This window comes from Prauserella shujinwangii (assembly GCF_003001955.1).
GTDB classification, from domain to species: Bacteria; Actinomycetota; Actinomycetes; order Mycobacteriales; family Pseudonocardiaceae; genus Qaidamihabitans; species Qaidamihabitans shujinwangii.
The window spans coordinates 303,217-319,976 of record NZ_PVNH01000009.1; the positions used below are offsets into that span (position 1 = coordinate 303,217).

Here is a 16,760-nt window from a genome sequence, read left to right on the forward strand (position 1 = left end):
GCCTCTCAGTCCTTCACCTTGCCGATGGGGGCGAACCGCTTCGTCGGCAGGTCCGCGCCGGACGACTGCTTGCCGTTGCCGTTGGGCACCGGGGCGAGCTGGGTCGTCGGGGTGTCGTCGGTCGCCGGGGGACGCGGCTGCCCGTCGCCGCCTGCCCGGCCGCGCAGCGCCGTGTGCAGGCCGTCCCAGAGCGTGCCGTCCGAGGAGTCCTTGGGGTCGGCCTCCACCAGCACCACCCCGACGATGGGGATGCGCGCGTCCGCGAGCTGCCGCGCGACCGTGTGCAGCCAGGACGTGCTCGCGTGCCCCGCGCGCACGACGAGCACGGTCTCGGCGCCGAGCCCGGGCAGGTCGGTCCAGGCGGTACCGGGGGCGACCGAGCCGACGCCGAGCAGGCGTTCGCGCGGCCCCGGCCGCGGCGCGGGCGCCGCGCCGTCCCGGACGCGGACGGTGCCGTCGTCCCCGGCGAGCGCCGCGAGGTCCGTGCCGGGCAGGTCGTCCACGAGCGTCACCGGGCCGTCCGTGGCCAGCTGCCTGGCGACGTCCACGGACAGCGCCGCGGTGGCCTTCGGGCAACCGAGGTCTAGCAGCGACACCGGGCCCTGGCCGGTGCGGATCGCGCGGGCGAGCGTGGCCGCGACCCGCTGCCGCTCGGCCGTGGCCCGCGCACGCCGCCACAGCCGGGCCGGTCCGCGCCCGGGCAGCGCGAGCTGCGCGAGCACCGAGGCACCGAGGTGGGCGGACATGTCCTTGCGCAGCACCGGCCGGTCGCGCACGACGCTGGACACCGCGGTCAGGGCGAGCCCGGCGGCGAGGCCGAGCACGAGACCGACCGCCGAGTTCAGCGCGCCCGTGCTCAGGAGCGACGCGGGCACCGGGCGGGGCGCGTCCACGATCTGCGTGCCCGCGGCCACCCTGGGCGCCCCGATCCCGGCCTCGTCGGCGCGCCGGCCGAGCTCGGAGATCTGCGATGCCAGCTCGGCCCGCCGCGCGTAGAGCGTCTCCAGCTCGGCGGCGTTGCCGGTGCCGAACTCGGCCTCCTTCTCCGCGATCGACCCGTTGAGCTGGGCGAGCTCCTGCTGCAGATCGGTGCGCTGGTCGCGCAGTGCCTGCGCCTCGGCGTCGGCGGCGGCCTGCACACGCCGCACGTGGTCGGCGACGAAGACGTCGGCGAGCGCCTGGGCCCTGGCCACCGCGTCCTCGGGGCTGCTGCCCTCGACCTTGAGTTCGAGGACGTTGCTCGTCAGCCCGGTCGCCTCGTACGTCTTGAGGAACCGCTCGGGCCGCTCGGCCGAGCCCAGCTCGTCCAGCGCGGCCTTCGCGATCCGGGTCGTCTGCAGCAGCGCGACATCGGTGCGCATCAGGCTGCCGCCGTCGGAGGGCTGGTCGTCCTCGTGCACGATCAGCAGCTGGGTGACCGCCGTCGGGGGTGCGGGCATCAGCACCGCCAGCGCCCCGCCGAGCAGCAGGCCGAGGAGGCCGAACGAGAGCCAGAAACGGCGCCGCCTGCGCACGGCGACGGCGAGCCTGCCGAGGTCGATCAGCGGTTGGCTGTCCACGTTGTGTGCCGTCATGCCGAACCCGCCATCACGCCGTCGTGCACCGGGGCCGTCGCGGCCGGTTCCGGTCCCTGCCCACTGCCATCCCCCCGCGCCGTCGGCTGGGTGAGGACGGCGCCGAGCACAGCCTGTCCCGCCTCCGCGCAGGCCTCGGTGATGCCGACCAGTTCCCACGCGGTCCGCGTGCCGGGCGTGAGCACCAGCAGCGCGCCCGAGGAGCCCGCGGTGTCCGGAACGGTGGGCCTGCCCGCGGTGATCCGCACCAGCCGCAGCTCCAGGTTCGCCGCGCGGTCGTTGGTCGCCAGCAGCCGGTCGGCGGCCCGCCCCGCGGGCGCGTCGTCGTCGGGAACCAGCACGAGGACGCGCCGGGAGGATCCGGGCCCGCCCCGGAAACGCGCGAGCACTCGCCGGTACCGCACGGTCACCGCGGCGTCGTCGGCGGGCGCGGGTGGCTCGGGCACGTTCCACGGCCGGTCGGTGCCGAGCACCCGGCGCAGGCGGCCGAGCGGCCCGGTGGCCCGCGCGCCGGGGTCGGCGCCGGACGGGACGTCGACGCTGCCGACCATCGGGGCGCCGAGCGCGGCGACGATGTCGGCCTCGTTGCGCAGCCTGCGGTCTGCCCTCGCCGCGGCGAGGTGACCGAAGATCCCGAGCAGGACGAACACGACCGCGCCGCCCGCGACGAACTGCGCCATCGTGGGGGCAGCCTGTTCCGTGGACAGCGCCGCGGGGCCCATCACCACCATGTTCGCCCTGCTGGACGCCTCCTCCGCCTCGGCGAGGGTGGTCATCGCGTCCTCCAGGGAGGTCCGCAGTGCCTCGAGCTGCGTGCGGGCCTGCACGCTCTCCACCGACGTGCCCTGCCCGGCGACCGACTCGTGCAGCCGGGTGATCCGCTCGTTCGTCTGCGCCACCCGCTGCCGCAGCACCTCCCGCTGCTCCTTGAGCATCTGGGCGGACGCCTCACCGGGGTCGGTCACCAGCTGGGTGGAGAAGGCCACGTACTCCTCCGCCACCAGGTCGGCGAGCCGTTGCGCCCGCTCCGGGGTCTCGGCGGTCGCCCTGATCTCGATGACGTTGCCGTTGAGCACGGCGGCCTCGACCACATCGTCCAGCTCCTGGCCGGGGACACCCCAGCCGAGCGCGGAGGCGGTCCGGTCGAGGACCACCGAGCTGGTGGCGATCTCGGCTTCGGTGAGCAGCTCGTCCTCCTCGCGGGGGCCCTGCAGCAGGACGCTGCTCGTCGTCTCGTACCCGGGGGAGAACAGCAGGGAGGCGCCGGCGCCGACGAGCGCGCCGACCGCGGCGAGCGCGAGCAATGCTCGCCACCGCCTGCGCAGCAGCCGCCCGATCACGGGCAGACGCACCAGATCGTCACTCAACGTCGGGGTCCCCCCTCTGATCGGCTTTCCCCAACACGTCGCGCCGATCACGGCATTGGTTACAGTCGGCCGGGAGTCTTGTTCGAAATGAAACGTGGCGGTCAATCGCGCGTCGCCGCGTAGGCGGCGAGCAGTGACCTTGCGGAATTCGCCCAGGACAGCGGCCCGTCGACGCGCTCCTTGCCGATGCGGCCCATGTGGGCGCGCTCGCCGGGGTCATCGAGCAGCCGGGCGACGAGCTTGGCGAACTCCGTCTCGTCGTTGGCCGGCGCGTAGACGGCCGCGTCGCCCGCGGAGACCCGGGCCTCGCGCAGGTCGAACGAGACGACGGGGCGGCTCATCGCCATGTACTCCATGATCTTGTTCATCGTGGACACGTCGTTGAGCGGGTTCAGCGGATCGGGTGCGAGGCAGACGTCGGCGGTGGACAGGTAGCGCACCAGGTCCTCGTCGGGGATGCGGCCGGTGAACTCGACGAGGTCGTCGAGTCCCAGCCGCCGGGACAGCGCCACCATCTCGTCGAAGGTGTCGCCCGCGCCGACGAACACGGCGTGCCAGTCGGTGCGGTCCAGGTCGTCGCGGAGCTTCGCGAGCGACCGCAGCGCGTAGTCGACGCCGTCCTGCGGTCCCATCACGCCGAGGTAGCACAGCAGGTGCGGCTTGCCCCGCTTCAGCCCCGGCTCGGGCGGCACCTGCCGGAACCGGTCGACCGCGGGCGCGCTGCGCACCACGAACACGTCCTCCGGGCGCCTGCGACCCCGCCGCAGCGCCACGTCGCGGTAGCTCTCGTTGGTCGCGATCACGACGTCGGCGACCCGGTAGGTGAGCCGCTCCAGCGCGCACACGGCGCGGTAGAGGAGGTCCTTCCCCCGGTCGAACCGGGACAGGTACAGCTCGGGCACCAGGTCGTGCTGGTCGAAGACGAACCGCGCCCCGCGGAGCTTGCCCAGCAGCCCGACCACGAACAGCAGGTCGGGCGGGTTGCACGCGTGGATCACGTCCACCCGGCCGACCCTGCGGGCCAGCCGCAGCGTGTGCCACAGCGCCGAGCCGTACTCCGACAGGTAGCCCGAAGGTCCTCCGGTGGCGGCGCGCAGCGGGTAGCGGAGGATGTGCACGCCGTCGACGACGACCTCGCGCTCGGTGTCCCGTTTCGTCCCCTGTGGACAGATGACGTGTACTTCCCAGCCCGCGTCGCGCAGCGTGGTGCATTCCTGCCACACCCGGCGGTCGAACGGGACGGAGAGGTTCTCGACGAGGATCAGTGCTCGGTGGGGGCGGCTACCAGGCAAGGCCAACGTATCCCTCTTCGGTTCGGCGTCGGTCGGCGTCGGGGAGGCGGACGAGGTCGACGATCACCTGGTCCCCGCCGTGCGGCAGAGCGCCGAGTACCGCGGGGTCGGCCGTGCCGACCAGGCAGACCTCGGCGTGTTCCAGTACCTCCTCGACGGAGGCGGCGAGCAGCTGGCCGAGGTGCGGCAGCCTGCTCTCGATGTACTCGCGGTTGGCGCCGAGCAGGCGGGACAGGCTCACGTTGGCGTCATGGATCTTCAGGTGGTAGCCCTTGCCGAGGAGCCGTTCCGCGAGCTCCACCAGCGGGCTCTCCCGCAGGTCGTCGGTACCGGGTTTGAACGAGAGCCCGAACAGCCCGACCCGCCGTTTGCCGGTGCGGGCGACCAGCTCGAACGCGCGCCGCAGGTGCTCCTCGTTGGACGGCAGCACGTGGGCGAGGATCGGCACGGACACGTCGGCGCGCTGCGCGGCGTACACCAGGCCACGCAGGTCCTTCGGCAGGCACGAGCCGCCGAACGCAAAGCCGGGCCGCAGGTAGGCGGGGCTGATGTTCAGCTTGCGGTCGGCGAGGAAGACGTCCATCACGCGGTGCGAGTCGAGGCCGAGCGCGCGGCAGACGGCGCCCAGCTCGTTGGCGAAGCCGATCTTCAGGCCGTGGAACGCGTTGTCCGCGTACTTCGTCATCTCGGCCACCGGGATCGGCACGCGGAACACCGCACCGGGCAGACCGGCATAGAGCGCGGCCACCACGTCGCCGCTGGCCTCGTCCAGTTCGCCGATGACGGTCTTCGGCGGGTCGAAGAAGTCGCGCACGCTGCTGCCCTCGCGCAGGAACTCCGGGTTCACCGCGACGCCGAAGTCGACCCCCGCGGTGCGGCCGGACGCCTTCTCCAGGATGGGCACCAGCAGGTCGAGGCACGTGCCGGGCAGCATCGTGCTGCGGAAGACGACCGTGTGCCTGCGGTCGTGCCCGGCGAGTGCCTCACCGATCTGCTCGGTCACCCGCTCCAGGTAGGCGGTGGAGAGGCTGCCGTTGGGCTCCGACGGGGTGCCGACACAGATCAGGGAGACGTCACTGCCGGTGATCGCGGCGGCGACGTCCGCGGTGGCCCGCAGCGCGCCGGACGCGACGACCCGCGCGGTCAGGTCCCCGATCCGCTCCTCGACGACCGGGGCCTTGCCCGCGCGGACGAGGTCGACCTTCACCGGGTTGACGTCGACGCCGACCACCTCGTGGCCCTGTTCCCCCAGGCAGGCGGCGGAAACGCAACCCACGTAGCCGAGCCCGAAGACACTGATCTTCATCCGGCTCCCCTTCCGCTGCCTGCCGGCAGTCGCGCGACCTGCCTGCTGATTCGCTGGGCGGAGCGCGGTCGTTACGGGGTTTACCGAGTGGTGATGTCACGAAGTGCCGCGATGGCACGGGATTCGTCGACATGGATGTCCTGCAGCCGGGCGCCGAGCTCGGCGAACAGGGCGCGGGCCTGCCGTTCGGTGAAGGGCGTCTCGGCGTCGTAGTGCGTGCGCAGCCGCCGCAGCTCGGTGGCGGCCCCGGCGGCGGCTTCCCGCCCGGCGTCTCCGGCGCGCACGCCGTCGCCGACGCGGCTGACGAGCCCCCGCATCCAGCCGAACTCCGGGTGGTCGTCGCCGAGCAGCACCCTGGCCAGCTCCTGCCAGCGGCCGGCGATCGCGCGCCACGTGCGCGCGTGCTCGGTGAGGGCGGGTTCGCCGAGCAGCGGCGCGGCCTCGGCCAGTCCGTCGGCGAACAGGTCGCGCAGGTGGCCGCCACCCGGGCCGGAGGGGGAGATCGCCGTCCACGCCGAGAGCAGGGCGCCGACGAGCCCGCGCCGCTCGGCGAACACCGTGGGCCAGTTCTTGCGGGCGCGCTCGTCGGTGACCTGCCGGGCCCACGTGGCCCAGGCCTCGGCGCGGCAGGTGCGGGCGCAGTGGGCGAGCCCGGCGCGCACGGCGGCGGCCGGGTCCACGGGTGTGCCGTGCTCCCTGTCGTCCGGCCGGAAGGCGAGCAGCACGTGGCGGGCACCGGCGCGGGACCGGGCACGGGTGAGCGTGGCGCGGTCCACGGTCAGCGGCGCGGTGTTGCGGTCGTCGACCAGGACGCCGTCCCCGGTCTCCGCGTACGCCACCACGAAATGCGCGCCCGCGCCCCCGGTGTCCTCGGGCAGCTGCCAGTAGCCCGCCGCCGACCGCTCCGGCAGCACCAGGGCGGGCCGGCCGGCCGCCAGCTCGGTGCCGAGCCGCTTGCCCGCAACGCGCGCCCAGCCGGTGGTGTGCGGGACGGGAAGACCAAGACGCTCCACAGTGGACGAAAGCCAGCCGCGGTGGTCGCCGGGACGGTCGCGGAAGCCCAGTGTCAGCGTCTTGCTGCCGTCGGCGGTGAACTCGCCGAGGTGGTACCCGGCGCCGATCCCGCCCCCGGCCAGGAACAGCAGCGGCTCGGTGAGCGGTGCTGCGTCCGGACCGGCGATGCCGTGGTGGGCCAGCAGGTTGGCGAGCGCGGAGACGTCCGGTTGCCTGCCACCCCGCAGCCGGTACTCCCGCTCCGTCAAGACCTGACCTCCCGGATGTCATGAGTGGCTCGTTACTGACGTTTTCGCCAGTAACGAGCCACTCATGACAGTCTAGAAGGAAGCGGCCGCCGGGATGACCTCGCGCCGGAACGTCTCCAGCTTCGCGGGGTCGTGGACGCCGCGCAGACCGCCGATGACCGCGTCCACGCCGAGACCGTGCAGCCTGCGCAGCTCGTCGATCAGCTCACCGGTCTTCTCGCCCCGCTCGCCGATGTCGAAGAAGTGGTACACGGTCTTGGTGATGCTGGCGTAGTCGCGCCCCTCCGCCTCGCAGTGCGCCCGCAGCACGTCCAGCTTGCGTTCCAGGTCGGGACCGTTGAACACGTTGCACGCCTGGGCGTACCGCGCCACCAGCCGCAACGTCTTCTTCTCGCCCCCGCCGCCGATCATGATCGGCGGGTGCGGCCGCGACAGCGCCTGCGGGACGTTGAGCAGCCGCTCGGCCTCGACGTGGGTGCCCGCGAACGCCTCGTCGCTGTCCGACCACATCCGCAGGCAGTACCGGACCGCGTCCTCCAGCAGTTCGAACCGCTCCGCCACCGGCGGGAAGCGGAAGCCGAGCCCCACCGACTCCTCCTCGTTCCAGCCCGCGCCGACGCCGAGCATCGCCCGGCCGCCGGAGAGCACGTCCAGTGTGGTGACGGCCTTCGCGAGCAGGCCCGGATGGCGGTAGAACGCGCCCGTGATGACGGTGAGCAGCTTGGCCCTGCTCGTGTGCGCGGCCAGGTAGCCCAGCGTGGTGTAGGCCTCCAGCATGTCGTTCTCGGCGGGCCCGACCACGTCGATCTGGAAGAAGTGGTCCATGACCGCGAGGTAGGCGAAGCCCGCGTCGTCCGCGGTGCGGGCGATCTCGGCGAGCCGGGGCGCGAGTTCCTCCGGTCCGCCCGGCCAGGTGAAGTCAGGAATCTGCAGTCCGAGTTCCATGGTGAGTACGCCTTCGTGGTGATCCGATCAGCTCCGCCACCGACCGTACCCCCGGAGTTACTCCAGGTAGGCCTCGTCGTGAGTGGGGAACGTGGTGAGAACCACGTTCCCCACTCACGACTCAGAAGTCCGTGATCACCAGGACGGCGTCGTGCACCGGGTCGGCGACGTACACGGTGCCGGTGCGCTGGTCGACGGCGACCGCGCCCGGGTTGATGCCGAGGGAGAGCTCCCCGGTCAGCTTCGCGGCGGCGCCGTCGACGCGGGCGATGCCGTTCGGCCCGCCGTTGGTGTACACGGTGCCGGTGGCCTGGTGCACGGCCACCGAGGACGCGGCGCTGCGCAGCAGCACCGTGTCCCGCTCCACGAGCGTCTCGCCGTCCACGATCGAGAGATGGTGGATGCCCGCGTTGGCGACGTGGATGGTGCCGGTGGTCCGGTGCACCGCGATGCCCTCGGGTGCCCTGCCGACGCCGAAGCCGCCGGTGAACTCGCGCCGCACCAGGTCGAGCACCTCGACTCCCGCCCGGTCGGCGCTCGCCAGGTAGGCACGGCGCCTCCCGGGGTCGACGGCCACTCCCGACCGGGGACCGCCGGTGCCGGGCAGCACGGCCGACAGCGTGTGACCGGTGCCGTCGAGCAGCGTCACCGCGCCGGTGCGTGCGCTGCCGACACAGATCACGCCCGCCGTCTCGTCCACGCCGAGCACCGCGGCGCCGGGGCCCGCGGCGATCGTGGTGAACACGCCGCCGTCGCCGTCGAGCACCGACACCGTGCCCGCCCGCGCGTTGCTCACGTACACGGCGCCGGTGTCCTCGTGCACGGCCGCATCGGTGACCGTCCGCGCGACCGGGACCGTGTGCCGCAGCGTCACCCGGCCGCCGCCGGCGACATCGAGGACGGACACGGTGCCGTCGCCGGTGTTGGCCACGTAGACGGTGCCGGTGGCCGAGTTCACCGCGATCGCGCCCGGCCTCCGGCCCACGGCCACCCGGCTGACCAGCGGTGTCGCCGTCGCGGCGGACGGCACCACGGCCGCGGCGGCCGCGAGGGCCGAGACCAGCAGGCCACGACGGTTCAGGGTCGGTTCGGGCACGGGCACCTCCCCGGGTTGGCGGTGCACCGAACACCGGCGTTGTCTGCCGGACCGTAACCCGCGCGGGAGCTTGACGAGGGTTGAAACGGGGAACGCCAGGGGTGGCTGACCCGCCTGGGTGACCGCCGACCAGGAACTTCGCGGCCACCAGCAGCGTTCCAGCGAGTAGGAAGGACGCCGGATCGCCCGGCACTCGAAGGGAGGGTAGGGCGCGTGCACAGCCACCGGAACGGGTTGAAGACCGCGATGCTGCTCGGCCTGCTGAGTGCCATGATCGTGGGGATCAGCGCGATCTTCGGTCGCGGCGCGATCTTCATCGGCCTCGCCGTCGCGCTGGCCATGAACGCCTACGCCTACTTCAACTCGGACAAGCTCGCCCTGCGCGCCATGCGGGCCCAGCCCGTGTCGGAGGCGCAGCAGCCCGCGATGTACCGGATCGTGCGGGAGCTCGCCACGCAGGCGCGGCAGCCGATGCCGCGGCTGTACGTCAGTCCCACGCAGGCGCCGAACGCGTTCGCGACCGGGCGCAACCCGAGGAACGCCGCGGTGTGCTGCACCACCGGCATCCTGTCGATCCTCGACGAGCGGGAACTACGCGCGGTGCTCGGGCACGAGCTGTCCCACGTCTACAACCGCGACATCCTCATCTCCTCGGTGGCCGGTGCGCTGGCCTCGGTGGTGAGCGTGGTGGCGAACATGGCGTTGTTCGCGGGGATGTTCGGTGGCGGGAACCGCGAGGGCGGTGGCAACCCGCTCGTCGCGCTGCTGCTCATCCTGCTCGGTCCCATCGCGGCCGGCATCATCCGCATGAGCATCAGCCGCTCGCGGGAGTACCAGGCCGACGCGTCCGGCGCGGAGCTGACCGGTGACCCGCTGGCGCTGGCGTCCGCGCTGCGCAAGCTGGAGCGGGGCACCCGGCAGCTGCCGCTGGCACCGGAGCCGAGGGTGGTGTCGCAGTCGCACCTGATGATCGCGAACCCGTTCCGGCCGGGCGAGCGGCTGTCGCAGATGTTCTCCTCGCACCCGCCGATCGAGGACCGCGTGCGGCGCCTGGAGGAGATGGCCCGCCGCCCCTACTGACTCGTGAGTGTTTTCCGTGGTTCTAACCACGGAAAACACTCACGAGCCGGTGGCGCCCGCGTTCCTGGCCACGGACATCACGTAGTCGCCGTAGCCCGACTTGGCGAGCTTCGCCCCCAGCTGGAAGCACTCGTCGGCGTCGATGAACCCCATGCGCAGGGCGACTTCCTCAAGGCAGGCGATGCGCACGCCCGTGCGGTGTTCCAGGACCTGCACGAACTGGGCGGCCTCGAGCAGCGAGTCGTGCGTGCCCGTGTCGAGCCACGCGAACCCGCGGCTGAGCTCCACCAGCCGCGCGCGGCCCTGCCGCAGGTAGGTCGTGTTGACGTCGGTGATCTCCAGCTCGCCGCGGGTCGAGGGGCGCAGCCCCCGGGCGATCTCCACGACCTCGTTGTCGTAGAAGTACAGGCCGGTGATGGCCTTGTTGGACCGGGGCCGGGCGGGCTTCTCCTCGATCGAGAGCAGCTTGCCGTCGGCGTCGATCTCGCCCACCCCGTAGCGCTGGGGGTCCTTCACCGGGTAGCCGAACAGCGCGCAGCCGTCGAGCGTGGACACCTCGTGCTGCAGCATGGAGGAGAAGCCCTGGCCGTAGAAGATGTTGTCGCCGAGGATGAGGGCCACGTCGTCGCCGCCGATGAAGCCGGCGCCGATCACGAACGCCTCGGCGAGACCGTTGGGGCTGGGCTGCTCGGCGTAGCTCAGGTCGAGCCCGAACTGGCTGCCGTCGCCGAGCAGGCGCTGGAAGTTCGGCAGGTCGGTGGGAGTGGAGATGACCAGGATCTCCCGCAGTCCGGCGAGCATGAGGACCGAAAGCGGGTAGTAGATCATCGGCTTGTCGTACACCGGCAGCAACTGCTTCGACACCGCCTGTGTGATGGGGTGGAGCCGGGTGCCGCTGCCGCCCGCCAGCACGATGCCCTTCATCCGTCGGATCCCGCCTCACCTGATCGAGTAATGCTGCCCGGGGGCACACACTATCGGGACGGCCGGGCCGGGCCCTTCGCGTAGTAGGTCCGGCACACACCCCCGGCGTAGTCGGCGGCGACCTGCAGCACGTTGCTGCCGCCGTCGACCGGGAGCAGGGTGGAGCTGTAGTTGGGGCACCAGTCGTCGAACGGGCGCCCGACGTGCACCGGAGCCGGTACCTCGTACCAGGGACCGGCGCCGAGCTGGTCGTTCGCGAGCAGGGTGCGCCCGTTGCCGGGCAGCGGCCTGCCCTTCCGGTCGACGTAGATCTGGCCGACCATGAGGATGCGCACACCCCGGGGCCCGCCGGGGAAGAGTGTGATCGTCGGCGCGTGCTGGAAGTGGTTGCCGTTCGCCGTGGCCGCCCGCCTGCCCGGTTCGGTGGGGTCGCCGAAGTTGGCGCCGTCGGGGGAGATCTTCGAGTACGGATCGCAGAAGCGGTCGCCGTAGTTGCAGATCTCGTAGGAGAAGTAGTAGCGCCCGTTCGGCAGCCTGCGCACGATGGGCATGCCGGGGCGGACGCGGTGCGGCGCGATGGCCATCGTCCGCTGCTTGGTACCCCAGTGGATGCCGTCGGTGGAGGCGATGCGGTTGAGCACCTGGGCGTGCCCGGGGGCCTCGGTCTCGTCGGCGTAGTGCAGCCAGAGGTTGCCGCCCGCGTCGATGTTGAACTCCGGCTCCCACACGCCGTCGTGGTTGTGGGAACGGACCGGCTCGGCGAGGAACTGCCAACTGCGGCCGAGGTTGCGGCTGGCCCACACACGGATGCCGATGCGCCGCGAGGGGCCCGCCTGGTGCCGGTAGCTGGCGGCCCAGAGCAGGGTGCCCTCGCGGAGGCGGCCCACCCGCTGCGGCAGCTCGTAGAGGGTGCCGCAGCACATCCCGTGCCGCCCCGCGGGGTCGCGGATCTCGCCGACCAGGGAGAACGTCGCGCCCTCGTCGCGGCTCTCGTAGATCGGCGTGTAGTGCCCGCGGCGGTCGCGGCTGGTGAGGGAGGCGAGGATGCGGCCGTCCCGGCCCGGTCCGGCGTGGTCGACGCGGATGAGGCGGGGATAGGCGCCCATGCCGGGGTGCAGCGGCTTCCGTCCGGCCCGCTCCGCCCCGGCCGGGGTGACCAGCCCCCCGACCAGCAGCAGGCCGAGCAGGGCGGCGAACACCCGGCGCATCGCGATACCTCCCGTTCGGTGACGGCGCGATTACACCACGTTCAGGAGGTTCCGGGCGTTCAGGGACACGTCCCCTTTGGCGGGTTTGTCCGCGGGCCGGCCAGCCCTACCGGTAGTTGGTGAACTGGAGGGCGATACCGAAGTCCTCGTTCTTCAGCAGGGCGATGACCTCCTGCAGGTGGTCCTTCTTCTTGCCGGTCACGCGCAGCTGGTCGCCCTGGATCTGGGCCTGGACGCCCTTCGGGCCCTCGTCGCGGATGAACTTGGAGATCTGCTTCGCCTTCTCGGCGGAGATGCCCTCGAGGATCTTGCCGTTGACCTTGTACACCTTGCCGGAGGACGCGGGTTCGTCCGCCTCGAACGCCTTCAGCGAGATGCCCCGCTTGATCAGCTTCTCCTTGAAGACCTCGGTGGCGGCGCGGGCGCGCTCCTCGGTCTCGGCCTGGATCGTGACGGCCTCCTCGCCGGACCACTCGATCCTGGCGCCGGTCCCCCGGAAGTCGAACCGCGTGGACACCTCCTTGCTCGCCTGGTTCAGCGCGTTGTCCACCTCCTGCCGGTCGACCTTGCTCACCACGTCGAAAGACGGATCGGCCACGTCACACACCTCGTTGTCGGCTGGTTGGGATGGGTCCACCCTAGCCAGCGGCAACCCCGCTGCTCGGCCCGACATGGGGTTGGGTACGCTGTATCTCGGTCGGGCACGCCCCGGCCTCCGGCGGGTTGCCCGAGCGGCCAAAGGGATCTGACTGTAAATCAGACGGCTCTGCCTTCGGGGGTTCGAATCCCTCACCCGCCACACCAGCCGATGGCCCCGCTGACCTGCTAAGACAGGGCAGCGGGGCCATTGTGGTCTGTGCGGCTGTGTGCAGCGCTGGGTGGCCTTGCGCGGTTGCTCGCGGCAAATACGCGGCAAAGCTTCAGCCGTCCAGCATCCGCTGTACGCGGTCGCGCTCGGCCTGCTCGCTGCCGTCCAGGCATTTGGCGTACACGCGTAGCAGGACGGTGAGGCTGTGCCCGGCCCACTCGGCTACCTTGGTCGGCGTCACTCCTGCCGTGAGCCAGGTAGACACGGCTGCATGTCGCAGGTCGTAGGGTCGCTTCGCGAGTGGGCCAGCGAGCACGTCGGCGGTGAACACCTTAGCGCGGGCTGCTGCCCACACACGCCCGTAGACCGTGCTGCCGATCCGGCCGCCGTCCCGCGCACCTCGGAACAAGCGGCCGTCCGGCGCGGTCCCGAATCGGGACAAGTGATCGTGCAGCAAGGCGGTGAGGGTGGGAGGGCACGGCACAGTTCGGCCGGTGTTGTCTTCTCGATGCTTCAATGGGCCTTCTTCGCTCGCCTGTCCCGAGTCAGTCCATTCCTGCCCAATCTCGGGACGGGCCTTCTCAAGACGGATTTCGCCCCAGCCTGACGGCGGTAGTGACAAGTTCTCCTTCTTGAGATTTGCGCCCTCCTCTGGCCGCAGGCCCGCGTAGTACATCAGTCCGAAGAACGCCACGAGCGGGGGTCCCTGCTTGCCGAGCGTGCCGACTGCGTCGAGTAGCATTCGCGCCTGCATCGGGTTGACGACAGCCTGGGGGTCAACCTGGCGAAGCGTGAACTTTCGCTTCCTCGTCTTCACCTCGGCTAACGGGTTGTCGTCAAGCAACTTCAGCTCAATCGCATAGTCGATGGCGTTTCCAAGGGCAACTCGACGCAAGCGGACGGTGTTCCCGGCAGCGCGGTTACCGTCAAGTTTCAGTTCCAGTGCACGTAGCACCTCACGCAGGATTTCGGGTTTTGCTAGGTCTGCCACACTTCGGCTTGCTCGTTCGGCCAGTCGCAATGCCGTGGCGACTTCTGTCGACGTGTTCTTCTCCCGTGCTCGCTTGCTGTACGCGGTCTTGAGGGCCTTCCGTAAAAGCTTCGCATCCGGCAATGGACGTTCGGGACGCAGCATCGGGACGGTGATCGTCATCAACGATTCGGCAAGTGACTTGCGGTACTTGGGTGAGGCGTCGGGCCACTTCATGTCCGCGTACTTGCACGCGAATTCGTACCAGCTCATCCGGCGCTGCTCGCGGATGAGCGATACTGGCAGGCCAGAGTCTTTCTCGAACGCCTCGCCATTTCGTGACGCCGACACGAGGCGGGCGCGAAAGCTGTCGGCGAGCGCAAATGTGTCGAATGAGTCGCCGAATTCCTTTCCGTCCACGATCCAACGGACGCGGTACGTGGACTTCTTTCCTGTGTAGGTTTTGATAGCCCAGATTCGCACCTTGTGCGTCGTTTCCATCAGGCAGCCTCCTCGCAAGAGTCGAGCCAGTCGAGGAAATCGGTGCGCCGAATACGGAGATCACCGTTCGGCAGCTTGATACAGCGCGGCGCGCGCTTCTTGGCGCGCCACTCGTAGAAGGTGCGGCGCGAGATGCCTAGCTCCTGGCAGATGTCGGCGATGGTGAGGTGCTGGCGGTGGGTGGCCATGCTGGTGACGTCTCCCCGTGGTCGTGCTTGTGGCGGCGGGGGATGAACACGGGTGGCTCCTTGGGCTGGTGTGGGTGGCTGGGGTTGTCCGCTACTACCGCTACGTCCGCTACGTGCCTGGTCAGCGGGGTAGCGGATGCGTGGGCGGTAGCGCTTGTGTCCGCTACCCGTCCGGCACGTGGTCGGCGGGGGTAGCGGTTGGTGCCGCTACCTCGTCGGTGTCCGCTACCGGGTTGACCTGCGGGGTAGCGCTGGTAGCGGAGGTAGCGCCGGTGGGCAGGTAGCGGCTCCAGGCGTCGGCGAGGCCGCCGTCGCCGTCGAGGCGGTAGCCCTTGGCGACCGAGCCGCCGGGCTGCTTGATGTTGCTGGAGCGCACGCCGTACTTGCCGAGGAGCTTGCCCAGGCGGCGGGCGTCGAGCGGCTTGCCCTGCAGCTCGGCCCAGGGCGATTCGTCGAGTTCGTGGAGAGCGGTGAGGATGTCGGCGGTGGTCATCCGGTTGGTGTTGTGGCGGCTGTAGAGGTCACGGAGGTCGGCCAGTAGGCGGATGCCGATGCTGTCGGGCTGGGTGCTGGCGTGGGCGACGAAGTGTTCGCAGGCGGCGCGGGCGGTGTCGGGCCAGTGCCCTCCGGCCGCGTCGGCGATGGCGATGAGCGGGCGCCAGATTTCGGCGGCCCGGTCTCGCACGCCCTCGGGCATGGTGGGGCGGGAGCGGCCGACCTGCTCGCCCACGGACTCCACCCAGGCGGCGAGGCGTTCCCGCACCGGGCGTGCTTCGCGTTCGACGTCCTCCTCCCAGAACTCGGCGACCTGCTCGTCGGCGCGACGGCGCTTCATGTGCACGGTGATGGCGCGGGTGGTGATGGTCGCGGGCATGTGCCCGGCGATGCCTGCCAGTGCGGCGGGGGCGTAGACGGGGAACTTCTCGACCTTCATGGCGCGGGCGTCGCCCACACATCGGGCGATGGTGGCCGAGCGCTTGTACCCGGCGTTGAGCATGGCCCGCAGGTCTTCGTTGTTGCCGCCGTTCTTGGGGTTGAAGATGGCATCCACCTCGTCGAACAGGATCGTGATCGGCCCGTCGGCGACCATGCGGAACAGTGCGGCGGTGGTGGCCGAGATGGTCATCTCCGGCGCGCGCACGAGGAACTGGGCGACCTCCAGTACGCGGGTCTTGCCGCTGCCGGGCTCGGCCGAGTCCAGGATCAGCCGCGGGGTCACGTAGAAGTGGTCAGCGGCGTGGGTGTGGGCGTACCACAGCGCGAGCATGGGAGCGCAGTGCTCGGAAGGGAACGCGTTGAACCGCGCCACGAACTCCCGCACCGCGTCCAGCACCTCGTGCCCAGCCGTGGCGATCGCCCCGGGCGGGGGCGGCCCCAGCCACGAGAGGGACACCTCCGGGACCGACTCAGGTAGCTCGGTGTCAGGTGCGGCGCCACCGTCGACCACACTCGGGCCGCTGGCATGCGCGGCCAGCCAGCGGGTCTGGCACTCCTCCGAACAGAAGTCCGGCGAGGGTGAGTTCCGGCGGGGGCCGCCGCACTCGGCACACGGCGCCGTGGTGTCGTCGAGGACGGTCTCCGTCGCCGCGAGCAGCACGTCGGGGGTCATCAGGCGGCCACCTCCAGACTGGTCGTGGCGTGGATAAGTGCGGCGCGGTAGCGCTGCCACAGTTCGTCGGCGCTGTCGTGGTCGTCGGTCAGGGCGTGCAGCACTTCGGTTGGGCTGGTCTCGGCCGCGTGGAGCAGGCGGGTGGCGTACTCGGCGATCGCGCGGCGCCATGCGGCCTCCAGCACCACGGCCTTGAGATGGAACGCGAGGTCGGGCACCTGCACGGTGTGGCCGTACGTGTCGGCCAGCCACATCCCGAGCCGCGCGCGTTCCTCGCCGGGGGCGCGCCCGGTAGCGGTGGCGTGCGCGAACACGGTCGTCGGACACGGCGCATGTCCGGCAGCGACAACCTCGATGACGAGCTGGAGCACCTGGGCGCACATCGGGTCGGCGAGGTCGTCGGCGCGCATCCCGGCCAGTACTCGCCGCGCCGGGTCGAGGCGGAGCCACAGCAGGCAGCCGACGAACTGCCGTTCCGGGTCGGTGATGACGGGCGTCGGGGTTTCCATGCGAGATGCCTCCAGAGACGGTTTCTGGATGGTTGGTGGTGGCTGCCGGGCCGGTGGGAGCGGTGCTCGGCCACCGGCCCGGCAGCAGCTCTTAACGGGGGCAGCGCGCCCACGCGGCGCG

General features: G+C 71.1%; 15 protein-coding genes and 1 tRNA gene. 2 read left to right on the top strand and 14 right to left on the bottom strand.

The annotated features are described in order from the left end of the window. Positions 1 to 5: 5 nt before the first annotated feature. The 7 genes from B0I33_RS22490 to B0I33_RS22520 form a co-directional block, all read right to left on the bottom strand. On the bottom strand, positions 6 to 1,574 hold the full coding sequence (locus B0I33_RS22490; protein ID WP_106180816.1) for a Wzz/FepE/Etk N-terminal domain-containing protein: 1,569 nt from the start codon (positions 1,572 to 1,574) through the stop codon (positions 6 to 8). Further along, the gene (locus B0I33_RS22495) at positions 1,571 to 2,941 is read right to left on the bottom strand and encodes a GumC domain-containing protein (RefSeq protein ID WP_106180817.1); all 1,371 of its coding nucleotides are present in this window, start codon (positions 2,939 to 2,941) and stop codon (positions 1,571 to 1,573) included. The genes B0I33_RS22490 and B0I33_RS22495 overlap by 4 nt, the downstream gene beginning before the upstream one ends. A gap of 101 nt (positions 2,942 to 3,042) precedes the next feature. Continuing rightward, complete coding sequence (locus B0I33_RS22500; protein WP_245900934.1) at positions 3,043 to 4,233, bottom strand: glycosyltransferase family 4 protein; 1,191 nt, start codon at positions 4,231 to 4,233, stop codon at positions 3,043 to 3,045. Beyond that, a complete protein-coding gene (locus B0I33_RS22505; protein ID WP_106180819.1) occupies positions 4,223 to 5,539 on the bottom strand; it encodes a nucleotide sugar dehydrogenase in 1,317 nt (438 codons plus the stop codon). Before B0I33_RS22505 ends, B0I33_RS22500 begins: the two co-directional genes overlap by 11 nt. 80 nt (positions 5,540 to 5,619) lie before the next feature. After that, positions 5,620 to 6,801, bottom strand: a complete 1,182-nt coding sequence (locus B0I33_RS22510; protein ID WP_245900936.1) for a BtrH N-terminal domain-containing protein — start codon at positions 6,799 to 6,801, stop codon at positions 5,620 to 5,622. A 72-nt stretch (positions 6,802 to 6,873) separates the two neighbouring features. Then, positions 6,874 to 7,746 (bottom strand): LLM class F420-dependent oxidoreductase, encoded by an 873-nt coding sequence (locus B0I33_RS22515; protein WP_106180820.1) that lies wholly within the window; start codon positions 7,744 to 7,746, stop codon positions 6,874 to 6,876. A gap of 121 nt (positions 7,747 to 7,867) precedes the next feature. Then, complete coding sequence (locus tag B0I33_RS22520) at positions 7,868 to 8,842, bottom strand: YncE family protein (RefSeq protein WP_146147545.1); 975 nt, start codon at positions 8,840 to 8,842, stop codon at positions 7,868 to 7,870. A 213-nt stretch (positions 8,843 to 9,055) separates the two neighbouring features. Here B0I33_RS22520 and htpX point away from each other — a divergent pair, with 213 nt between their 5' ends. Then, positions 9,056 to 9,922 (top strand): zinc metalloprotease HtpX, encoded by an 867-nt coding sequence (gene htpX, locus B0I33_RS22525; protein WP_106180822.1) that lies wholly within the window; start codon positions 9,056 to 9,058, stop codon positions 9,920 to 9,922. Between the two features lie 39 nt (positions 9,923 to 9,961). Here htpX and rfbA read toward each other — a convergent pair whose 3' ends face one another. From rfbA to B0I33_RS22540, 3 genes are all read right to left on the bottom strand, one after another. Next, positions 9,962 to 10,846, bottom strand: a complete 885-nt coding sequence (rfbA, locus tag B0I33_RS22530; protein WP_106180823.1) for a glucose-1-phosphate thymidylyltransferase RfbA — start codon at positions 10,844 to 10,846, stop codon at positions 9,962 to 9,964. A gap of 50 nt (positions 10,847 to 10,896) precedes the next feature. Further along, positions 10,897 to 12,054 (bottom strand): hypothetical protein, encoded by a 1,158-nt coding sequence (locus B0I33_RS22535; protein WP_106180824.1) that lies wholly within the window; start codon positions 12,052 to 12,054, stop codon positions 10,897 to 10,899. A gap of 106 nt (positions 12,055 to 12,160) precedes the next feature. Continuing rightward, positions 12,161 to 12,652 (bottom strand): YajQ family cyclic di-GMP-binding protein, encoded by a 492-nt coding sequence (locus B0I33_RS22540; protein WP_106180825.1) that lies wholly within the window; start codon positions 12,650 to 12,652, stop codon positions 12,161 to 12,163. Between the two features lie 119 nt (positions 12,653 to 12,771). On the opposite strand from B0I33_RS22540, the gene B0I33_RS22545 reads away from it, so the two are divergent. After that, positions 12,772 to 12,853: transfer RNA gene (locus B0I33_RS22545), tRNA-Tyr, on the top strand. A gap of 121 nt (positions 12,854 to 12,974) precedes the next feature. On the opposite strand, the gene B0I33_RS22550 is transcribed toward B0I33_RS22545, so the two are convergent. The 4 genes from B0I33_RS22550 to B0I33_RS22565 form a co-directional block, all read right to left on the bottom strand. After that, positions 12,975 to 14,333, bottom strand: coding sequence for a tyrosine-type recombinase/integrase (locus B0I33_RS22550; RefSeq protein ID WP_106180826.1), 1,359 nt, complete (start codon positions 14,331 to 14,333; stop codon positions 12,975 to 12,977). Beyond that, on the bottom strand, positions 14,333 to 14,521 hold the full coding sequence (locus B0I33_RS22555) for a helix-turn-helix transcriptional regulator (RefSeq protein WP_106180827.1): 189 nt from the start codon (positions 14,519 to 14,521) through the stop codon (positions 14,333 to 14,335). Before B0I33_RS22555 ends, B0I33_RS22550 begins: the two co-directional genes overlap by 1 nt. A gap of 163 nt (positions 14,522 to 14,684) precedes the next feature. Next, a complete protein-coding gene (locus B0I33_RS22560) occupies positions 14,685 to 16,130 on the bottom strand; it encodes a DUF3631 domain-containing protein (RefSeq protein WP_106180828.1) in 1,446 nt (481 codons plus the stop codon). Continuing rightward, positions 16,130 to 16,639, bottom strand: coding sequence for a hypothetical protein (locus tag B0I33_RS22565; protein WP_106180829.1), 510 nt, complete (start codon positions 16,637 to 16,639; stop codon positions 16,130 to 16,132). The genes B0I33_RS22560 and B0I33_RS22565 overlap by 1 nt, the downstream gene beginning before the upstream one ends. Between the last annotated feature and the right edge of the window lie 121 nt (positions 16,640 to 16,760).